General features: G+C 66.4%; 17 protein-coding genes. 10 read left to right on the top strand and 7 right to left on the bottom strand.

Translation table 11 applies throughout. The annotated features are described in order from the left end of the window. Nucleotides 1-26: 26 nt before the first annotated feature. The 4 genes from ligD (at nucleotide 27) to L1080_RS32175 (ending at nucleotide 2,354) form a co-directional block, all read left to right on the top strand. Nucleotides 27-998: a non-homologous end-joining DNA ligase gene (ligD, locus tag L1080_RS32190; RefSeq protein WP_250776589.1), complete on the top strand. Its 972-nt coding sequence runs from the start codon at nucleotides 27-29 to the stop codon at nucleotides 996-998. A 90-nt stretch (nucleotides 999-1,088) separates the two neighbouring features. Continuing rightward, on the top strand, nucleotides 1,089-1,406 hold the full coding sequence (locus tag L1080_RS32185; protein WP_250776588.1) for an ArsR/SmtB family transcription factor: 318 nt from the start codon (nucleotides 1,089-1,091) through the stop codon (nucleotides 1,404-1,406). Beyond that, a complete protein-coding gene (locus L1080_RS32180; protein WP_159924177.1) occupies nucleotides 1,403-1,966 on the top strand; it encodes an SRPBCC family protein in 564 nt (187 codons plus the stop codon). Before L1080_RS32185 ends, L1080_RS32180 begins: the two co-directional genes overlap by 4 nt. Before the next feature lie 40 nt (nucleotides 1,967-2,006). Further along, nucleotides 2,007-2,354: a VOC family protein gene (locus L1080_RS32175; protein ID WP_109335346.1), complete on the top strand. Its 348-nt coding sequence runs from the start codon at nucleotides 2,007-2,009 to the stop codon at nucleotides 2,352-2,354. A gap of 7 nt (nucleotides 2,355-2,361) precedes the next feature. Here L1080_RS32175 and L1080_RS32170 read toward each other — a convergent pair whose 3' ends face one another. Together L1080_RS32170 and arfB are read right to left on the bottom strand one after the other, a co-directional pair. Further along, entirely contained in the window at nucleotides 2,362-2,841 is a 480-nt protein-coding gene (locus L1080_RS32170; RefSeq protein ID WP_250776587.1) for a sigma factor-like helix-turn-helix DNA-binding protein, read from the bottom strand. Between the two features lie 71 nt (nucleotides 2,842-2,912). Next, nucleotides 2,913-3,374, bottom strand: a complete 462-nt coding sequence (gene arfB, locus L1080_RS32165) for an alternative ribosome rescue aminoacyl-tRNA hydrolase ArfB (protein WP_159924175.1) — start codon at nucleotides 3,372-3,374, stop codon at nucleotides 2,913-2,915. A gap of 137 nt (nucleotides 3,375-3,511) precedes the next feature. Here arfB and L1080_RS32160 point away from each other — a divergent pair, with 137 nt between their 5' ends. After that, on the top strand, nucleotides 3,512-4,582 hold the full coding sequence (locus tag L1080_RS32160) for a GmrSD restriction endonuclease domain-containing protein (RefSeq protein WP_250776586.1): 1,071 nt from the start codon (nucleotides 3,512-3,514) through the stop codon (nucleotides 4,580-4,582). Nucleotides 4,583-4,708: 126 nt separating this feature from the next. Then, complete coding sequence (locus L1080_RS32155; RefSeq protein WP_250776585.1) at nucleotides 4,709-4,996, top strand: LuxR C-terminal-related transcriptional regulator; 288 nt, start codon at nucleotides 4,709-4,711, stop codon at nucleotides 4,994-4,996. 3 nt (nucleotides 4,997-4,999) lie between these two features. On the opposite strand, the gene L1080_RS32150 is transcribed toward L1080_RS32155, so the two are convergent. Beyond that, entirely contained in the window at nucleotides 5,000-6,286 is a 1,287-nt protein-coding gene (locus L1080_RS32150) for a lactate 2-monooxygenase (protein ID WP_159924173.1), read from the bottom strand. A 135-nt stretch (nucleotides 6,287-6,421) separates the two neighbouring features. Here L1080_RS32150 and L1080_RS32145 point away from each other — a divergent pair, with 135 nt between their 5' ends. Next, complete coding sequence (locus tag L1080_RS32145; protein ID WP_250776584.1) at nucleotides 6,422-7,195, top strand: VOC family protein; 774 nt, start codon at nucleotides 6,422-6,424, stop codon at nucleotides 7,193-7,195. Nucleotides 7,196-7,198: 3 nt separating this feature from the next. Here the strand turns inward: L1080_RS32145 and L1080_RS32140 are convergent, their stop codons facing one another. Both L1080_RS32140 and L1080_RS32135 read right to left on the bottom strand, forming a co-directional pair. Beyond that, the gene (locus L1080_RS32140; RefSeq protein WP_159924171.1) at nucleotides 7,199-8,122 is read right to left on the bottom strand and encodes an alpha/beta fold hydrolase; all 924 of its coding nucleotides are present in this window, start codon (nucleotides 8,120-8,122) and stop codon (nucleotides 7,199-7,201) included. A gap of 49 nt (nucleotides 8,123-8,171) precedes the next feature. Then, on the bottom strand, nucleotides 8,172-8,786 hold the full coding sequence (locus tag L1080_RS32135) for a TetR/AcrR family transcriptional regulator (RefSeq protein ID WP_250776583.1): 615 nt from the start codon (nucleotides 8,784-8,786) through the stop codon (nucleotides 8,172-8,174). Nucleotides 8,787-8,872: 86 nt separating this feature from the next. Between L1080_RS32135 and L1080_RS32130 the strand changes: the two genes are divergently transcribed. The 3 genes from L1080_RS32130 to L1080_RS32120 all read left to right on the top strand — a co-directional run bounded on the left by L1080_RS32130 (nucleotide 8,873) and on the right by L1080_RS32120 (nucleotide 12,258). Then, nucleotides 8,873-10,228 (top strand): cytochrome P450, encoded by a 1,356-nt coding sequence (locus L1080_RS32130; protein ID WP_250776582.1) that lies wholly within the window; start codon nucleotides 8,873-8,875, stop codon nucleotides 10,226-10,228. A 36-nt stretch (nucleotides 10,229-10,264) separates the two neighbouring features. Continuing rightward, the gene (locus tag L1080_RS32125; RefSeq protein WP_250776581.1) at nucleotides 10,265-11,422 is read left to right on the top strand and encodes an alkaline phosphatase family protein; all 1,158 of its coding nucleotides are present in this window, start codon (nucleotides 10,265-10,267) and stop codon (nucleotides 11,420-11,422) included. A gap of 74 nt (nucleotides 11,423-11,496) precedes the next feature. Then, the gene (locus L1080_RS32120; protein ID WP_250776580.1) at nucleotides 11,497-12,258 is read left to right on the top strand and encodes an HNH endonuclease family protein; all 762 of its coding nucleotides are present in this window, start codon (nucleotides 11,497-11,499) and stop codon (nucleotides 12,256-12,258) included. On the opposite strand, the gene L1080_RS32115 is transcribed toward L1080_RS32120, so the two are convergent. Next, nucleotides 12,259-12,906 carry a DUF3060 domain-containing protein gene (locus L1080_RS32115; protein ID WP_250776579.1) on the bottom strand — a complete coding sequence of 216 codons (648 nt, stop codon included), beginning with the start codon at nucleotides 12,904-12,906 and terminating at the stop codon, nucleotides 12,259-12,261. Between the two features lie 137 nt (nucleotides 12,907-13,043). Beyond that, complete coding sequence (locus L1080_RS32110; RefSeq protein ID WP_109333248.1) at nucleotides 13,044-14,063, bottom strand: beta-ketoacyl-ACP synthase III; 1,020 nt, start codon at nucleotides 14,061-14,063, stop codon at nucleotides 13,044-13,046.

Genomic DNA, 14,063 nt, shown 5'->3' with positions numbered 1-14,063 from the left:
TGCCTTCTGCGGGTTAGGTTGGCTGCATGGCGACCGGCAAGAGCAAGTCTCCCGCTGTCGAGCTGGCGGTCGGTGATCGCACCGTGCGGATTTCTCATCCGGAACGCGTGTATTTTCCGGCCACGGGGGCGACGAAACTCGATCTCGCGAACTATTACCTGAGCGTCGGCGACGGCATCGTGCGTGCGCTCCGGGAGCGGCCCTGTATGACCCATCGCTTTCCGGACGGACTGAGTGGGGAGAAAGTTCATCAGAAACGGTTGCCGCGCGGCGCACCGGATTGGGTCCAGACGGTGCGGGTGACGTTCCCCCGCTATGGGCGTCACGCCGACGAGTTGTGCGTGACGCATCTGGCCGACGTGATCTGGTCGGTGCAGATGTCCGCAGTGGAGTTCCACCCGTGGAACTCCCGCCGAGCGGACGTGGAGAAACCCGACGAGTGGCGGATCGATCTCGATCCCATGCCCGACTGCGGTTTCGACAAGGTGCAGCGCGTCGCCGGTGTCGTGCACGAGGTGCTCGACGAACTGGGGGCGACGGGCTGGCCGAAAACCTCCGGCGGATCCGGCGTGCATGTCTACGTGCGCATTCAGCCCGACTACGGATTCGACGACGTGCGCCGGGCGGCGCTGGCCTTCGCCCGTGAAGTCGAGCGGAGGGCGCCGAAAGATGTGACCACGACGTGGTGGCGTAAGGACCGCGACCCCGAGAAGGTCTTCGTGGACTACAACCAGAACGCCCGCGACCACACCATCGCCAGTGCGTATTCGGTGCGGGGTGTGGCCGAGGCAACGGTTTCGACGCCGGTGTCCTGGGACGAGATCGACGACGTCGACCCGCGCGAATTCACCATCGCCACGGTTCCCGCCCGCTTCGAGAAACTCGGTGACCTGCACGCCGGAATCGACGATGCGGTGTTTTCCCTGGCGCCCCTGCTGGAATGGGCGGAGCGGGACGAAGCCGCCGGCCAACCCGATCCCGGTGGCGCCGAGGACTGATCACCGACGCCACCACCCATCCGGCGCGATGGTCGCGAGCCGCGCTCATATGCCTTGACGCGTATATACCCGAAGGCGCATACTCGGACCATGGTGCTCGATGTGTTTACCGTGGTAGCCGAGCCGCAGCGCCGTCGGATTCTGGAACAGTTGCGCCGCGGCCAGGCGAGCGTCGGAGAGCTGGTCGACGTCCTCGACCTCTCGCAGCCCACGGTGTCGAAGCATCTACGGGTACTGCGCCAGGCGGGGTTCGTCGCGTGCCGCACGGCGGCGCAGCACCGTATCTACAGCTTGCACCGTGACCCGTTCGACGAACTCGAGGCGTGGCTCCGGCCGTACCGCCAACTCTGGGATCGCCACCTCGATGCACTCGGACATCACCTCGATTCGAAGGAGAACAGGACATGACAGAGTCCAATCGCCGCAGCGCGTACCGCCCCGGGCCACTCGGTCGAGTCGAGGCCACATCGGAGGGCGACCGGTGGACACTGACGTTCGTTCGCGAGTTCCCGCACTCCCCGTCAGCGCTGTGGACAGCACTGACCGATCCGGCGGAACTGCCACAATGGGCGCCGTACACGGCGAGCCGCAACCTCGGAACACTTGGCCCCGCCACGCTCGTCATGGTCGACGGGGAAGAGCGAACCGAACTCGACGGCAACGTCACACGCGCGGACGCCCCGCACGTCCTCGAACACGCATGGGGCGACGACGTCCTGCATTGGCAGATCGACGAAACCGAGTCCGGAACGCGACTGACACTGCGCCACACGCTCGACGACAAACGCACCACTGCGATGACGGCAGCCGGCTGGCACATGTGCTTCGACGTGGCCGAAGCACTCTTGGGCGGCAGCCCGATCGGGCCCATTGTCGGCGGTGACGCAATGAACTACGGCTGGCGCGAACTCAACGAGCAGTACTCCGCACTGCTCGGAGTCGAGCCGATCGACCCGACACTCGAGTGAACCGCTGACAGTGTCCGACTGCGCCAGTACGGTCGAAACCATGAGACTGCAATGGGAATCTGTTGTCGTCAACGCGGTGAATCCGGCCGCTCTCGGACAGTGGTGGGCGGCCGCCCTGGGCTGGGGGTTGGTCACCGACATCGAAGGGGATGTGCACATCCGGCCGACCCCGGAGAGCCATCCGGAAATCCTGTTCGTCGCCGTTCCGGAACCCAAGCAGATACAGAACAGGCTGCATCTCGACTTTCGCCCCGACGATCAACAGGCCGAGGTCGAGCGACTCCTCGCCCTGGGCGCCAGACACGCCGACGTCGGTCAGGGACAGGAGAGTTGGGTCGTGCTCGCCGATCCGGAGGGCAACGAATTCTGTGTTCTCCGAAGTCGGTAACGCTCACTCACACAGTCGCCCCGCGCAGATCCCGGAGAGCCTCGTGTTGAACGACGAGTACCCGGCCCACCGGGACGCCGACGACCCCCGCCGTGTCGTGAACGGAAAGTCCGTCGATCACTCTCAGCAGCATGATCTCCCGAGCAACGGGGTGTAGGCGCTGCAGGAGCTGCGATACCTCCCGAGGTGCGTCGACAATGCCGAATTCGGCGTCGGCGCGGGCACGGTTCACCGTCCGGGCCAGCCGTCGATACACCTCGCGCACCGGAAACTCGTGAGAAGCAAGCGAAGATACGTCGCGGGCGACGACGAGCAACGCCTCCTGTGCCACCTCACCGACCCGACGCGATGCCTCACGACCGTTCCCCAACCTGGCACGGCAATACCGCACCACGTACGGCCACAGCAACGTGGTCAACCGTTCGACGCCGGCACGATCCCCTGATGTAGCGGCAGTTGCCGCGGAACGCACGTCGTCACCGAACATACGTCCATCCTCCGACACCTCCGACGAGGACACATCAGGGATTATCCCCATCTCGAGATGCGTAGAAGTCCCTATAATTCGGGCTTGCGTCGCAGGTTCTTCACGTGTCCGCGTTGCTTCTTCGCCTCGAGCCTGCGCCGATGGGAGCCCTTGGTCGCGGTTGTCGGACGCCGCCGACGGGGTTCGGCCAAGAGTGCCGCCCGCAACAGGGCCGACATCCGAGCCCGTGCCGCTCGGCGGTTCCGCAACTGAGACCGGGTGTCGGAGGCAGTCACCGTCACCACCCCGTCGACGAGTCGGTGCCCCAGACCGACCTGCAACCGCTCGTACTGTCCCGCCGTGAGAATCGACAACGCGCGCACGTCGATCGACAGCTCCACCCGCGAATCCGTCGTATTGACGCCCTGCCCACCGGGACCGCCCGAGCGAGAGAACCGCCACTGCAACTCTGCGGCAGGAACGATCAGCGATCGAGTGATCTCGAGGTCGTCGGTGACGTCACTCCCTGGAAGTGCCCGGGGCCCGTCGCTCATGATCACAGTGTGCCCGAGGGGACGACAACGCACACATCCCAGAACCCGCGCACGAGTGCCGGAAGCGGCACGCCGACGTAACAGAGAAGCCCCGAGCCACGATATCCCCCGGACTTCCAATATTTCCGAAGGACCGCATGACTCACGTTCCGCCACCCTTATCCGCCACCCGGCGGAAGTGGCCTTGGATCACCGGCGCGATCGTCGCGGTGATCGCCGCAATCACGTTCCTCAGCCCCACCGAGGACGACCACTCGGCCGGCGCCGCGGCGGTATCCGCCTCCGAAACTTCGGTAGCGTCGCCGACCACGACTGCACCGGCACCGGCCTCCCCGCAGGCGGCGCTGCCATCGGATCCTGGTCTGTCCGCCGTCGAACCCCGAATGGTCGACGGGACACGAGCGAGCGATGCACTTCGCCTGCTCGACACCCTGGCGATCAAGGGCCGCGCCCCGAAAACGGGTTACGACCGTGAACTCTTCGGCCAGTCGTGGACGGACGACGTGACGGTGGAGGGCGGCCACAACGGTTGCGACACACGCAACGACATCCTCCGGCGCGACCTTCGGAACATCGTGTTCAAGCCCGGATCCCGTGACTGTGCGGTGCAGAGCGGGACCTTGCACGACCCGTACACCGGGAACACCCTCTTCTTCGTGCGCGGCGAGACCACCTCGAGCGCCGTGCAGATCGACCACGTCGTCGCGCTGTCCGACGCGTGGCAGAAGGGCGCCCAGCAGCTCGACACCGCCACGCGTCGCAACTTCGCGAACGACCCCCGGAACCTCAGGGCGGTCGACGGCCCCACCAACCAGCAGAAGTCCGATGGTGACGCCGCGACGTGGCTGCCGCCGAACCGAGGTTTCCGCTGCACGTACGTGGCCGACCAGGTGGAAGTCAAAGCGGCCTACGGGCTGTGGGTCACCCAGGCGGAGCGCGACGCGATAGCGCGGGTCCTCCAGGATTGCGGCGGCACCTCACCCGTGGTTGCGCCGACTCCAGCGCCTGTGCCAGCCCCCGCACCCGCCCCTGCCCCTGTGCCGGCTCCAGCGCCTGTCCCCTTCGCCGAACCCGCACCGCCCAGCGCGGTGTATTACAAGAACTGCTCGGCGGCCCGGGCCGCGGGTGCTGCGCCGGTGCGCGCGGGTGACCCCGGCTATGCGTCACACCTCGATCGTGACGGGGACGGCGTCGGTTGCGAGAACTGACCCGAAATACGCCTGCGAGCCGAGCCTGACGAGGCACGCGTCCACGGCACCCGTTATCGTGAAGTGGCCTGCAGGGACGTCGGGTACCTGTAGATCTGTTGTACATGTCAGAAAGATGAGATCGGCATGACCGCTGCCCCCGACGAAGTCGGCACCCCCTCTCCCCCGACGGCCTCCGCCGCGCTCACCAGGCCTGCTCTGTCAGCACGTGAGGTGGAAGTCCTGCGCCACTGGCTGCGCAGCGATTCCAAGCTCGCCGTAGCCGGTGACCTGCACATCGCTCTCGGCACCGTCAACACCCACCTGAGCCGCATCCGCGAGAAGTACGCACTGGTGGGGCGTGACGCGACCACCAAGACGGCGTTGCTGGTCCGGGCGCTTCAGGACGACATCATCACCATCGCCGAACTCTGAGGCCTACGCCCTCCGTAGGGCGTCCCGATTGATCTCACCGATCGAGGTCAGCCCGCTCAGCCCCATCGTGAGGTCGAATTCGGCGATCACGTTCGCGGTGGCGTCGCGGACGCCTTCCCGGCCTGCGAGGGCCAGACCGTAGAGGTGTGGCCGGCCCAGAGTGACCGCGTCCGCCCCCAGCGCCAACGACTTGAAGACGTCGGCCCCCGTACGGATACCGCTGTCGAGGAGCACCGTCATCCTGCCGTCCACGACAGGCGCGATGTCTGCGAGAGCGTCGAGTGCCGAGACGCTGCCGTCCACCTGCCGCCCACCGTGATTGGACACCACGATGCCGTCGACACCCGTGTCGAGAGCGCGCCGGGCGTCGTCCGGATGAAGCACACCCTTGAGGAGGACGGGAAGACTGGTCCGCTCGCGCAGCGTCTCGATGTCGCTCCAGCTCAACGACGGCCGAGAGTAGATGTCGAGGAAGGTCTCGACAGCCGCGCGGGGCTCCGGTGACCGGAGATTGTCGAGGAACCGGCCAGGGAATCGCCGTGTCATCGACACGAGGGATCGGATCGCGCCGAGTGTCACCTCGACGTCGGGCTTGGCCACTGCCGCCGCGATTCGATCGCGCACGATGCGGCGGAATACGGGGTCCGAGGTGTACTGCGCGATGCCCTGCCCCTGCGCGAAGGGAAGCGAACCGAGATTGAGGTCCTCCGGCCGCCAGCCGAGCATCGTCGTGTCCAGGGTGACCACCACAGCATCCGCCCCGATCTTCTCGGCACGGCGCAGAAGACTGTCGACCAGCTCGTCGTCGGTGCTCCAGTACAACTGGAACCAGCGGGGCGCGTCACCCATCACCGCGGCGCTGTCTTCCATGGGCGCGCAGCCCTGATTCGAGAAGATGTACGGGACACCCAGTTCGGCGGCCGCCGCCGCGATCGCGACGTCACCCTCGGGGTGCGCCAGTTCCGCGGCGCCCACCGGTGCCAGCAGGACCGGTGCGGGTAGCCGTCGTCCGAACAGTTCGACGCCGATGTCGCGGCGGGAGACGTCACGCAGCACGCGCGGAACGATCTGCCATGAGTCGAACGCCTCACGGTTGGCCTGCATGGTCCGGCCCAGCCCGGCGCCGCCGTGAACGTACGCCCATGCCTTGGGACTCATCTTCCTGCGGGCACGGCGTTCGAGCGTCGCGAAGTCCGTCGGGACAGTGGGTGTGCGTCCCAGAACACCGTCACGGTAGATCACGTTCTGGCGGGCCCGGCCCGGGTTGTCCTGGTTCTCGCTCACAGCCATGCGCCGAGTCTTGCACAGAGCACAAAGGCGCAGAGTCGATCGGACGCGTATGTTCAGTACCGGCACCACTTCCTGCAGACCTGTCTCACCACAGCACTGCCGCGTCCACCACCACCGACGTTCCAGGAGTCCGAGATGCCCGATCGCCAGTCCCTCACCGGCGCACCCTGTTGGATCGACCTCACCAGTTCCGACCCCGCACAGGTCATTCCGTTCTACACCGACCTGTTCGGGTGGGCCGCCGACACCGATGAAGATCCCGAATATGGTGGTTACACGATCTTCGGTAAGAACGGCTCACCGATAGCCGGCCTGGGTCCGCAGCAGCCCGGCAATCCCTACGGCAACATCTGGACCAACTACATCGCGTCCGAGGACGCCCAGGCCACGGCCGCGAAAGCGGCAGACGCGGGCGGCCGGGTGATGATGCCGCCCATGGTCGTCGGCGACCAGGGCTCCATGGCCATCCTCGCCGATCCCGCCGGCGCGGTCATCGGGGTCTGGCAGGCAGATCAGCACAGCGGCTTCGGACTCGTCGACGAACCGGGAGCCCCCGTCTGGCACGAAACGCTCTCCCGCAACTATGCGGCCGTGCTTCCGTTCTATGCGGACGTGTTCGGCTGGTCCTACGAATCCATGGGCGACTCAGCCGAATTCCGCTATTCCCAGGCGAAGATCGGCGACCGGATGGTGGCGGGCATCATGGATGCCGACGCATTCCTTCCCGAGGGCGTGCCGTCGTTCTGGCAGTTCTACCTCGGTGTCGACGACGCGGACGCCGCGGTGGCCCGGGTGACCGAGCTGGGCGGAAGCGTTCAGCGCGAACCGGAGGACAGCCCGTTCGGCAGGCTGGCGTCGGTGGCCGATCCGCTGGGCGCTTCCTTCCAGATCATGGGAATGCCGTCGTAACCGCTACGGCGCGGACGAGTTCGCGTCGCGCGCGTCCCAGATGTCGAGCAGCGACGTGAGGATCTCCTCGGCCATGCCCAGCCCACCGAGGTGACTCTCGCCGCGCATCGTGTGAAACTCGGCATCCGGCAACATCGACACCATGTGCTCCCCGTGCCGGTGCGGGATGATGTGGTCGCAGTCGCCGTGCCACCAGCGGACCGGAGTCTTCACCTCGTTCACCCGGAACCCCCAGTCCCGCGCGAACAGCACCAGGTCGGCGAAGGGTGCGCTGAGCTGCTTGCGGCCACCGTTGAGCAGGTCGTCGAGGAACATCGCCTTGAACTCCGGGCGGGCCAGGAGGCGCCGGTCCCCCTCGGGCGACAGCCGCCCGTACAGGTCGATGATCGGGGAGGCGAACGGCCTGGCCAAGCGAATGACGGAACTGGCCACCAGCCCGATGGGGATGCCGCCGGCCGCCAATGCCGGCGCTGCCAGCACCGCGAGGTCCATGAGCCCGCTGCGGATGGCGTCGGGCCCCTGCGTGGGCGCGACTCCACCGAGAATGCCGACAGCGACCACGCGGTCGGGCATCGCGTATGCCGCGCCCAGCGTGTAAGGGCCACCGCCCGACAGCCCCACGATGGCCATCTGGTCGATCCCCAGGGTGTCGGCGACGATACCCAGGTCCTCGGAGAAGTCGAGCACCGATTCGTACCGGAAGGACGTCGACGAACCGACACCCGGCCGGTCGATGCCGATCAGCCGCAGATGGTGCTTCTCGGCGAATGCCCGAGCCTCGGTCGGGACCTGACGGCGCGCGCCCGGGGTGCCGTGCAGCCAGATGACCGCACGACCCTGGGCGGCTCCGAACTCGGCGAAACCGATCCGTCGTCCCTCGCGTACGGCTACGGTGCCCTCCAACTGCGGGCGTGCGATATCGACCATGCGCACAGCTTCGCACGTGACCCCGGTCACGATTTCGACCAGGTCCCGGTCAGCGGTGGGCGGTGGACGTGAACTGGTAGGTCGCCGCGTCGACGATCTGTTCCGGCGACACCTCGATCTCGCCGTTCAACCACGCGGTGATCAACTCCGACAGCCCACCGACGAACAGGAGGGCGGTGATCTCGTCCTGCGGCGACGACCACGCGCGGTCCCCGTAGAGCGCCTTGGACTCTTCTGCAACCATCGACGCGAACGCGCGCAGCAATTGACGGCGTCGTGTGCGCAGCGGTTCGGCACCCGCCGATTCGATGATCGACACCCTCCCCTTCCGCGGATCCTCCGTGAGAATCTCCACGAACGTCGCGATCGCCGCTCGCGCGCGCACTTCGGGATCTCCGGTGACGGTCTGCAGGGTGGCGTGCGCCGCCTCCCGCACCTCCTCGGCAATCCCTTCAATGACCTGTACCAGCAGGTCGTCGCGACTGCGGAAGCTCTCGTAGAAATATCGTTCGGTCAGTTTTGCCTCTGCACAGATCGCGGTCATGGTCGCCTTGTCACCGACCGTCCCGAAGACCTGCAACCCCGCTTCCAGCAGTCGTGCCCGGCGATCTAAGGCCCGCTCCTGCGAACTTCTGCCGCGGTACTGCCGCGCCGGCTGAGTCATTCCTCGATGTTGACAGACCGTCCGGTGTGACGCACACTACAGACAACTGACAGAGCGTCCTGTCACATCCTCGACGAGGAGAGCCGATGCCCAAGCTTCTTGCTCCCCCACCTCCCGACAGCACCCTGAGTCCCATCGCCGGTAACGCCGGACTTCCCATCATCGGACTGGGACTCGACTACATCCGCGACCCCATGGGACTGCTCGAAAGCCGCTGGGAGCGGTACGGGCCCGTGTCGTGGCTGAGCATGGCAGGCAAGCGGTGGGTCACCGTCATGGGACCGGACGGCTGCCAGACGGTGTTGCAGAACAAGGACCGCGCGTTCGCCAACGGTGACGGCTGGAGCGTGCTCATCGGCCCGTTCTTCCACCGCGGCCTCATGCTTCTCGACGGCGACGAACACCTCGCTCATCGTCGAATACTGCAGCAGGCGTTCACTCGCGAACGGCTGTCCCGCTACACCGAGGCACTGCACCCCGCCGTCGAGGGTGCGCTGGACGGTTGGCACCCGCGTGCAGGCTTCGCCGCGTACCCGGCGTTGAAGGAACTGACGCTGGATCTGGCCACGAGCATCTTCATGGGCGGCGCCGAGGGGTCGTCGCACCAGGAGATGGTCGAGGTCAACAAGGCCTTCATCGATTGCGTCCAGGCTGCCACCTCCGTGGTTCGCTTCCCGTTGCCGGGCACTCGCTGGAAGCGTGGAATCGACGGGCGAGCCCGCCTCGAGAAGTTCTTCCGCCGATATCTGCCCGCCCGCCGGGCCGGCACGGGCGACGACCTGTTCACCACGCTGTGCCACATCGAATCCGAAGACGGAGAACGGTTCAGCGACGACGACGTCATCAACCACATGATCTTCCTACTGATGGCTGCGCACGACACGTCCACCATCACGCTGTCGACGATGATGCAGTACCTGGGTCAGCATCCCGAATGGCGGGAGCGATGCCGTCGGCAGTCGGCCGCGCTCGGAACCTCGACACCGAGTTACGACCAGCTCGACGAGCTCACCGACCTCGACCTCGTCATGAAGGAGTGCATGCGGCTGGTGCCGCCGGTCCCGGTGGTGTCCCGGCGGGCGGTCAAGGACACCGAGGTGCTGGGTTGCTACATTCCGCGTGGCTCGTACGTGTCGGTGGTCGTGCACTTCACCCACCACATGGCCGAATACTGGCCCGATCCGGAAAAGTTCGATCCCGAACGTTTCGCACCCGAGCGACGGGAAGACAAGATTCACCGATACGCCTGGGAGCCGTTCGGCGGGGGTGTACACAAATGCCTCGGCATGCATTTCGCCGGCGCCGAGATCAAGACGGTCATGCATCACCTGCTCCGGCGCTTCGACTGGCACGTCGATCCCGGATATTGCGCGCCCCTCAACTACACCTCCCTGCCGTACCCCTCCGACGGGCAACCGGTCGACCTTCGTCACCGGTTGTGATCACGACGGGCACCGTCCTTCCCGCATAGTGGACCCATGACCACTACGGCGCCTGCGCTCGACGTGTACTCGCAGCCCACCCTGTCCACCCTGATGCCGTCCGTTCTGGCCTCGCTCGGGGTGGCGGGTGAAGCAAACCCCCTCGAGCTGCCGGACAGCCGGCACACCGTCGTGCTGCTTCTCGACGGGTTGGGCTGGAACGCACTGAATCAGCATCGAGACCACGCGCCGTTTCTGTGCAGCCTCGCGGGCCGGCCGATTCGAGCCGGGTTTCCCACCACGACGGCAACCAGCATCGCTTCCCTCGGCACCGGATTACCGTCGGGCAGTCACGGCATCACCGGGTACCAGTCATACGTCCGTGAGGTTTCCGGCACTCTGAATTGGTTGTCGTGGCGGGCGGGACGCCGAGGCGACGAACTCGCACGCCTCGTCCCCGAGGTCGCCCTGCCGACACCCACTGTGTTCGAACGCGCTGCGGCAGACGGAATTCGGTGCGCCAACGTGCTACCGGCAAAATTCGACGGGTCCGGTCTCACCCGTGCGGTGCTGCGCGGTGGGACCTTCACCGGCATACATGCGTACGGTGATCTGATCGCGCAGGTGATCACCGCCTCCCGTACCGGCGACCGCACCCTCACCTACTGCTATCTCAGCGAAATCGACACCCTCGGACACGTGTACGGTCCGGGATCGGAGTCGTGGACACAGCAAGTGGCCATCGTCGACGCACTCGTCGAAAATCTCGCCCGCGCCCTCGCGACCGTACCCGGAAATCCCACTCTGTACATCACCGCCGATCACGGCATGGTCACCGTGGACGACGTCGACAAGCTGGACTTCGATGCGGATTCGAGGTTGTCGGACGACGTCATCGCACTCGCCGGCGAGCCCCGGTGCCGGCACGTGCACACCCGGACCGGCGCCGCCGGCGACGTGGCCGCCCGGTGGCGGCAAGCACTCGGCCCCCGTATGTGGATCGGCACGAGAGACGAGGCGATCACTGCCGGGCTGTTCGGCCCCGCCGTTCGATCCGACATCGCCGGGCGTATCGGTGACGTCGTGGCGATCGCACTGGACGGTGTCGCGGTGGTGCGGCGGAAGAAGGAGTCGCGGTTGTCCGCCCTTCCCGGTCAACACGGCGCTCTCACGGACGACGAGTTGCTGATTCCCCTGCTGCACACCGCTAATTAGTCCCGGGTCGGCCACCGGCACTGCGGGCCACTCCTGATAGAAATAGCGAACGCTGTTGAATCCAGGAGACATTCATGCCCCGCACTGCGGTACCGAATCATCGCACCATCATCTCGACCGTCAGAAGCAGGTGGCCCTGGATCCTCGCCGCCATCGCCGTCATCGTGCTTGCAGCGATGCTGGCCCCGCAGTCCGACGACACCCTCGCCGCAGGCACCGGCCCGCCCATCCTGCCCGAAGCCACTGACGCGCAGCAGATACAAGCGGCGTTCGCACAGTTGGCAACCCTCGAAGTCAAGGGCCGCGCCCCCAAGACCGGATACGACCGGGAACTCTTCGGCAGCAGCTGGACCGACAACGTCTCCGTCGAACTCGGCCGCAACGGCTGCGACACCCGCAACGACATCCTGCGACGCGACCTCGTCGACATCACCTCCCGGGATCGCACCCGAAACTGCGTGGTGCAGTCCGGGACGCTGCGAGACCTGTACACCGGCAGTGTCATTGCCTTCACCCGTGGCCCGAAGACGTCGGACGCAGTACAGATCGACCACGTGGTCGCGCTGTCCGACGCGTGGCAGAAGGGCGCCCAGCTCCTCGACGCCCAGACACGGGCCGACCTCGCGAACGATCCGCGCAACCTCCAGGCGGTGGACGGTCCCACGAACCAACGCAAGAGCGATGCGGACGCCTCCACCTGGCTGCCGCCATTGAAGAACTACCGATGCACCTATGTGGCCCGGCAGGTGGAAGTGAAAGCGGCATACCGACTCTGGGTCACCCTCGCCGAGCGCGACGCCATGGCCGGTGTGCTCACAGAGTGCGGCGCGCGGTGACTACTGCCCCGGTGCGGTGAGCCGGTTCTCCGAGCCCGAGTCGGACACCGGAGCGGCGGCACCGGTCTCCCAGTCCACCGAGTTGTTCGACCCGGTCAGCTCCAGACTGTCCATCTCCTGTGCGCGCACGAAGTTGTCGTTGCCACTCACCGTTGTCACACCCGAGTCGTCCACGGTGATCGAGTTACCACTGCCGGCGACCGAGATCCGCCCCGCCTGCTTACCCACCACTGTCACACCGTTGCCTTGCACCTCGATGGCCTCCACCGTCTCGATGTTCGCACTGTTGGTGCGCCCGGCGACGGTGAGAGTGCCGGTGCGGCCACCGATCACGTTGGTGTCCTGGCCACGGATCAGCACGGCGTCCGAGCTGCCGATGTCGGCCGACACGCCGTTGGCCTCGATCGTGACCGTGCCGCATTCCCCGTCGAGCACGATGCTCGCCCCATCCCGGTTCACGACGACATCCCGGCCGGCACAGTCACCACCGGCGTTCAGCTCGACAGCCGAATCTCCGGACGACGACGCGGCGCGGTCGTCCGACGCCACGTTTCCGCAACCGGTGAGGCACGCGGCGCCGACCGTCAGGAAGACGGAAGCGATCAGAACCGGCACGCGGATGCCGCCGCCCTGCCGTGTCACGTTCATCGATCATGCCTCCTCGTCCCGGACCCCTGCCTTCTCTTCGCGACAGAGGGTGTCACGCCCGCAGAACAAGCCGGCAGTGACCACGCCCAAAACCTCGGAGCCACGAGTCCGCCGCGGCCCCGAGGTCGGGTACGGGATCAGCTCTTCGGGAGGGCCGGCATCGTCACGACCTGGGCGGCATACGACAGCCCGGCCCCGAACGCGAGAAGCAGGGCAGTGTCGCCCGGCTTCGTGTCGCCGGACTTCAGCATGGCCTCCATGGCCAGGGGCACCGACGCAGCCGACGTGTTGCCGCTCTCGGCGATGTCGTCGGAGACGGGAACACTCTCCGGCAGCTTCATGCTCCGAGCGATGACCTCGGTGATCCGCGAATTGGCCTGGTGCGGGACGAATGCATCGAGGTCGTCCACGGTCATGCCGGCCTTCTCGACCGCACGCAATGCCACCTTGCCCATCTCGAAGGCGGCCCAGCGGAATACCGCGGTTCCGGCCATCTTGATGTACGGGCGGGTGGCGCCCGGCGTCGTGATGTATTCGTACCAATCCAGGTCCTGCACGATGGCGTCGGCCTGCGAGCCGTCCGACCCCCACTCCACCGGTCCGATACCGGCGACGTCACTCTTGCCGACCACGACGGCGCCCGCACCGTCGCCGAAGATGAATCGGGTCGAGCGGTCGGTGGGGTCGGTGGTGATGCTCATCTTCTCGACGCCCACCACGAGGGCGTAGTCGATGGAACCGCCGCGGACCATGTCCGACGCCACGGCCAGGGCGGTACAGAATCCCGCGCAACCGCCCCCGAGGTCGAAAGCGCCCGGGCCGTTGGTCCCCAGCGCGTCGGCGACCACCGCGGCGGCGGGCGGTGTCAGCAGGAGGTACGTCGACGTGGCGACGATGACACACCCGATCTGCTCGGGAGCGATACCGCTCGCCGCGATCGCCTCGCGGCCCGCGGCGATCGACATCGTGACCACGTTCTCGTCCTCCGCGGCGAAGCGGCGATTGCGGATGCCGGAGCGGGACTGGATCCACTCGTCATTCGAGTCGATCAGCTCACAGATCTCGTCATTGGTGACGACCCGTTCCGGCCGGTACACGCCGAGCCCGAGAAGGGCGGACTGCCGACCTCCGGTCAGGGTGGCAATCTGCTTTCCCAT

This window comes from Rhodococcus sp. MSC1_016, assembly GCF_023667485.2.
Lineage (GTDB): Bacteria > Actinomycetota > Actinomycetes > Mycobacteriales > Mycobacteriaceae > Rhodococcus_F > Rhodococcus_F oxybenzonivorans.
The sequence above is the reverse complement of the archived record's forward strand: the minus strand, read 5'-3'. Positions and strand labels throughout refer to the sequence as shown.

What these genes read in the sequence shown, in the direction of transcription:
- L1080_RS32145 (WP_250776584.1), top strand. Translation starts at nt 6,422, where the DNA reads ATGCCCGATCGCCAGTCCCTCACCGGCGCACCCTGTTGGATCGACCTC.
- L1080_RS32130 (WP_250776582.1), top strand. Translation starts at nt 8,873, where the DNA reads ATGCCCAAGCTTCTTGCTCCCCCACCTCCCGACAGCACCCTGAGTCCC.
- L1080_RS32170 (WP_250776587.1), bottom strand. Translation starts at nt 2,841, where the DNA reads ATGTTCGGTGACGACGTGCGTTCCGCGGCAACTGCCGCTACATCAGGG.
- arfB (WP_159924175.1), bottom strand. Translation starts at nt 3,374, where the DNA reads ATGAGCGACGGGCCCCGGGCACTTCCAGGGAGTGACGTCACCGACGAC.
- L1080_RS32125 (WP_250776581.1), top strand. Translation starts at nt 10,265, where the DNA reads ATGACCACTACGGCGCCTGCGCTCGACGTGTACTCGCAGCCCACCCTG.
- ligD (WP_250776589.1), top strand. Translation starts at nt 27, where the DNA reads ATGGCGACCGGCAAGAGCAAGTCTCCCGCTGTCGAGCTGGCGGTCGGT.
- L1080_RS32135 (WP_250776583.1), bottom strand. Translation starts at nt 8,786, where the DNA reads ATGACTCAGCCGGCGCGGCAGTACCGCGGCAGAAGTTCGCAGGAGCGG.
- L1080_RS32160 (WP_250776586.1), top strand. Translation starts at nt 3,512, where the DNA reads ATGACTCACGTTCCGCCACCCTTATCCGCCACCCGGCGGAAGTGGCCT.
- L1080_RS32180 (WP_159924177.1), top strand. Translation starts at nt 1,403, where the DNA reads ATGACAGAGTCCAATCGCCGCAGCGCGTACCGCCCCGGGCCACTCGGT.
- L1080_RS32115 (WP_250776579.1), bottom strand. Translation starts at nt 12,906, where the DNA reads ATGAACGTGACACGGCAGGGCGGCGGCATCCGCGTGCCGGTTCTGATC.
- L1080_RS32110 (WP_109333248.1), bottom strand. Translation starts at nt 14,063, where the DNA reads ATGGGAAAGCAGATTGCCACCCTGACCGGAGGTCGGCAGTCCGCCCTT.
- L1080_RS32120 (WP_250776580.1), top strand. Translation starts at nt 11,497, where the DNA reads ATGCCCCGCACTGCGGTACCGAATCATCGCACCATCATCTCGACCGTC.
- L1080_RS32155 (WP_250776585.1), top strand. Translation starts at nt 4,709, where the DNA reads ATGACCGCTGCCCCCGACGAAGTCGGCACCCCCTCTCCCCCGACGGCC.
- L1080_RS32185 (WP_250776588.1), top strand. Translation starts at nt 1,089, where the DNA reads ATGGTGCTCGATGTGTTTACCGTGGTAGCCGAGCCGCAGCGCCGTCGG.
- L1080_RS32175 (WP_109335346.1), top strand. Translation starts at nt 2,007, where the DNA reads ATGAGACTGCAATGGGAATCTGTTGTCGTCAACGCGGTGAATCCGGCC.
- L1080_RS32140 (WP_159924171.1), bottom strand. Translation starts at nt 8,122, where the DNA reads ATGGTCGATATCGCACGCCCGCAGTTGGAGGGCACCGTAGCCGTACGC.
- L1080_RS32150 (WP_159924173.1), bottom strand. Translation starts at nt 6,286, where the DNA reads ATGGCTGTGAGCGAGAACCAGGACAACCCGGGCCGGGCCCGCCAGAAC.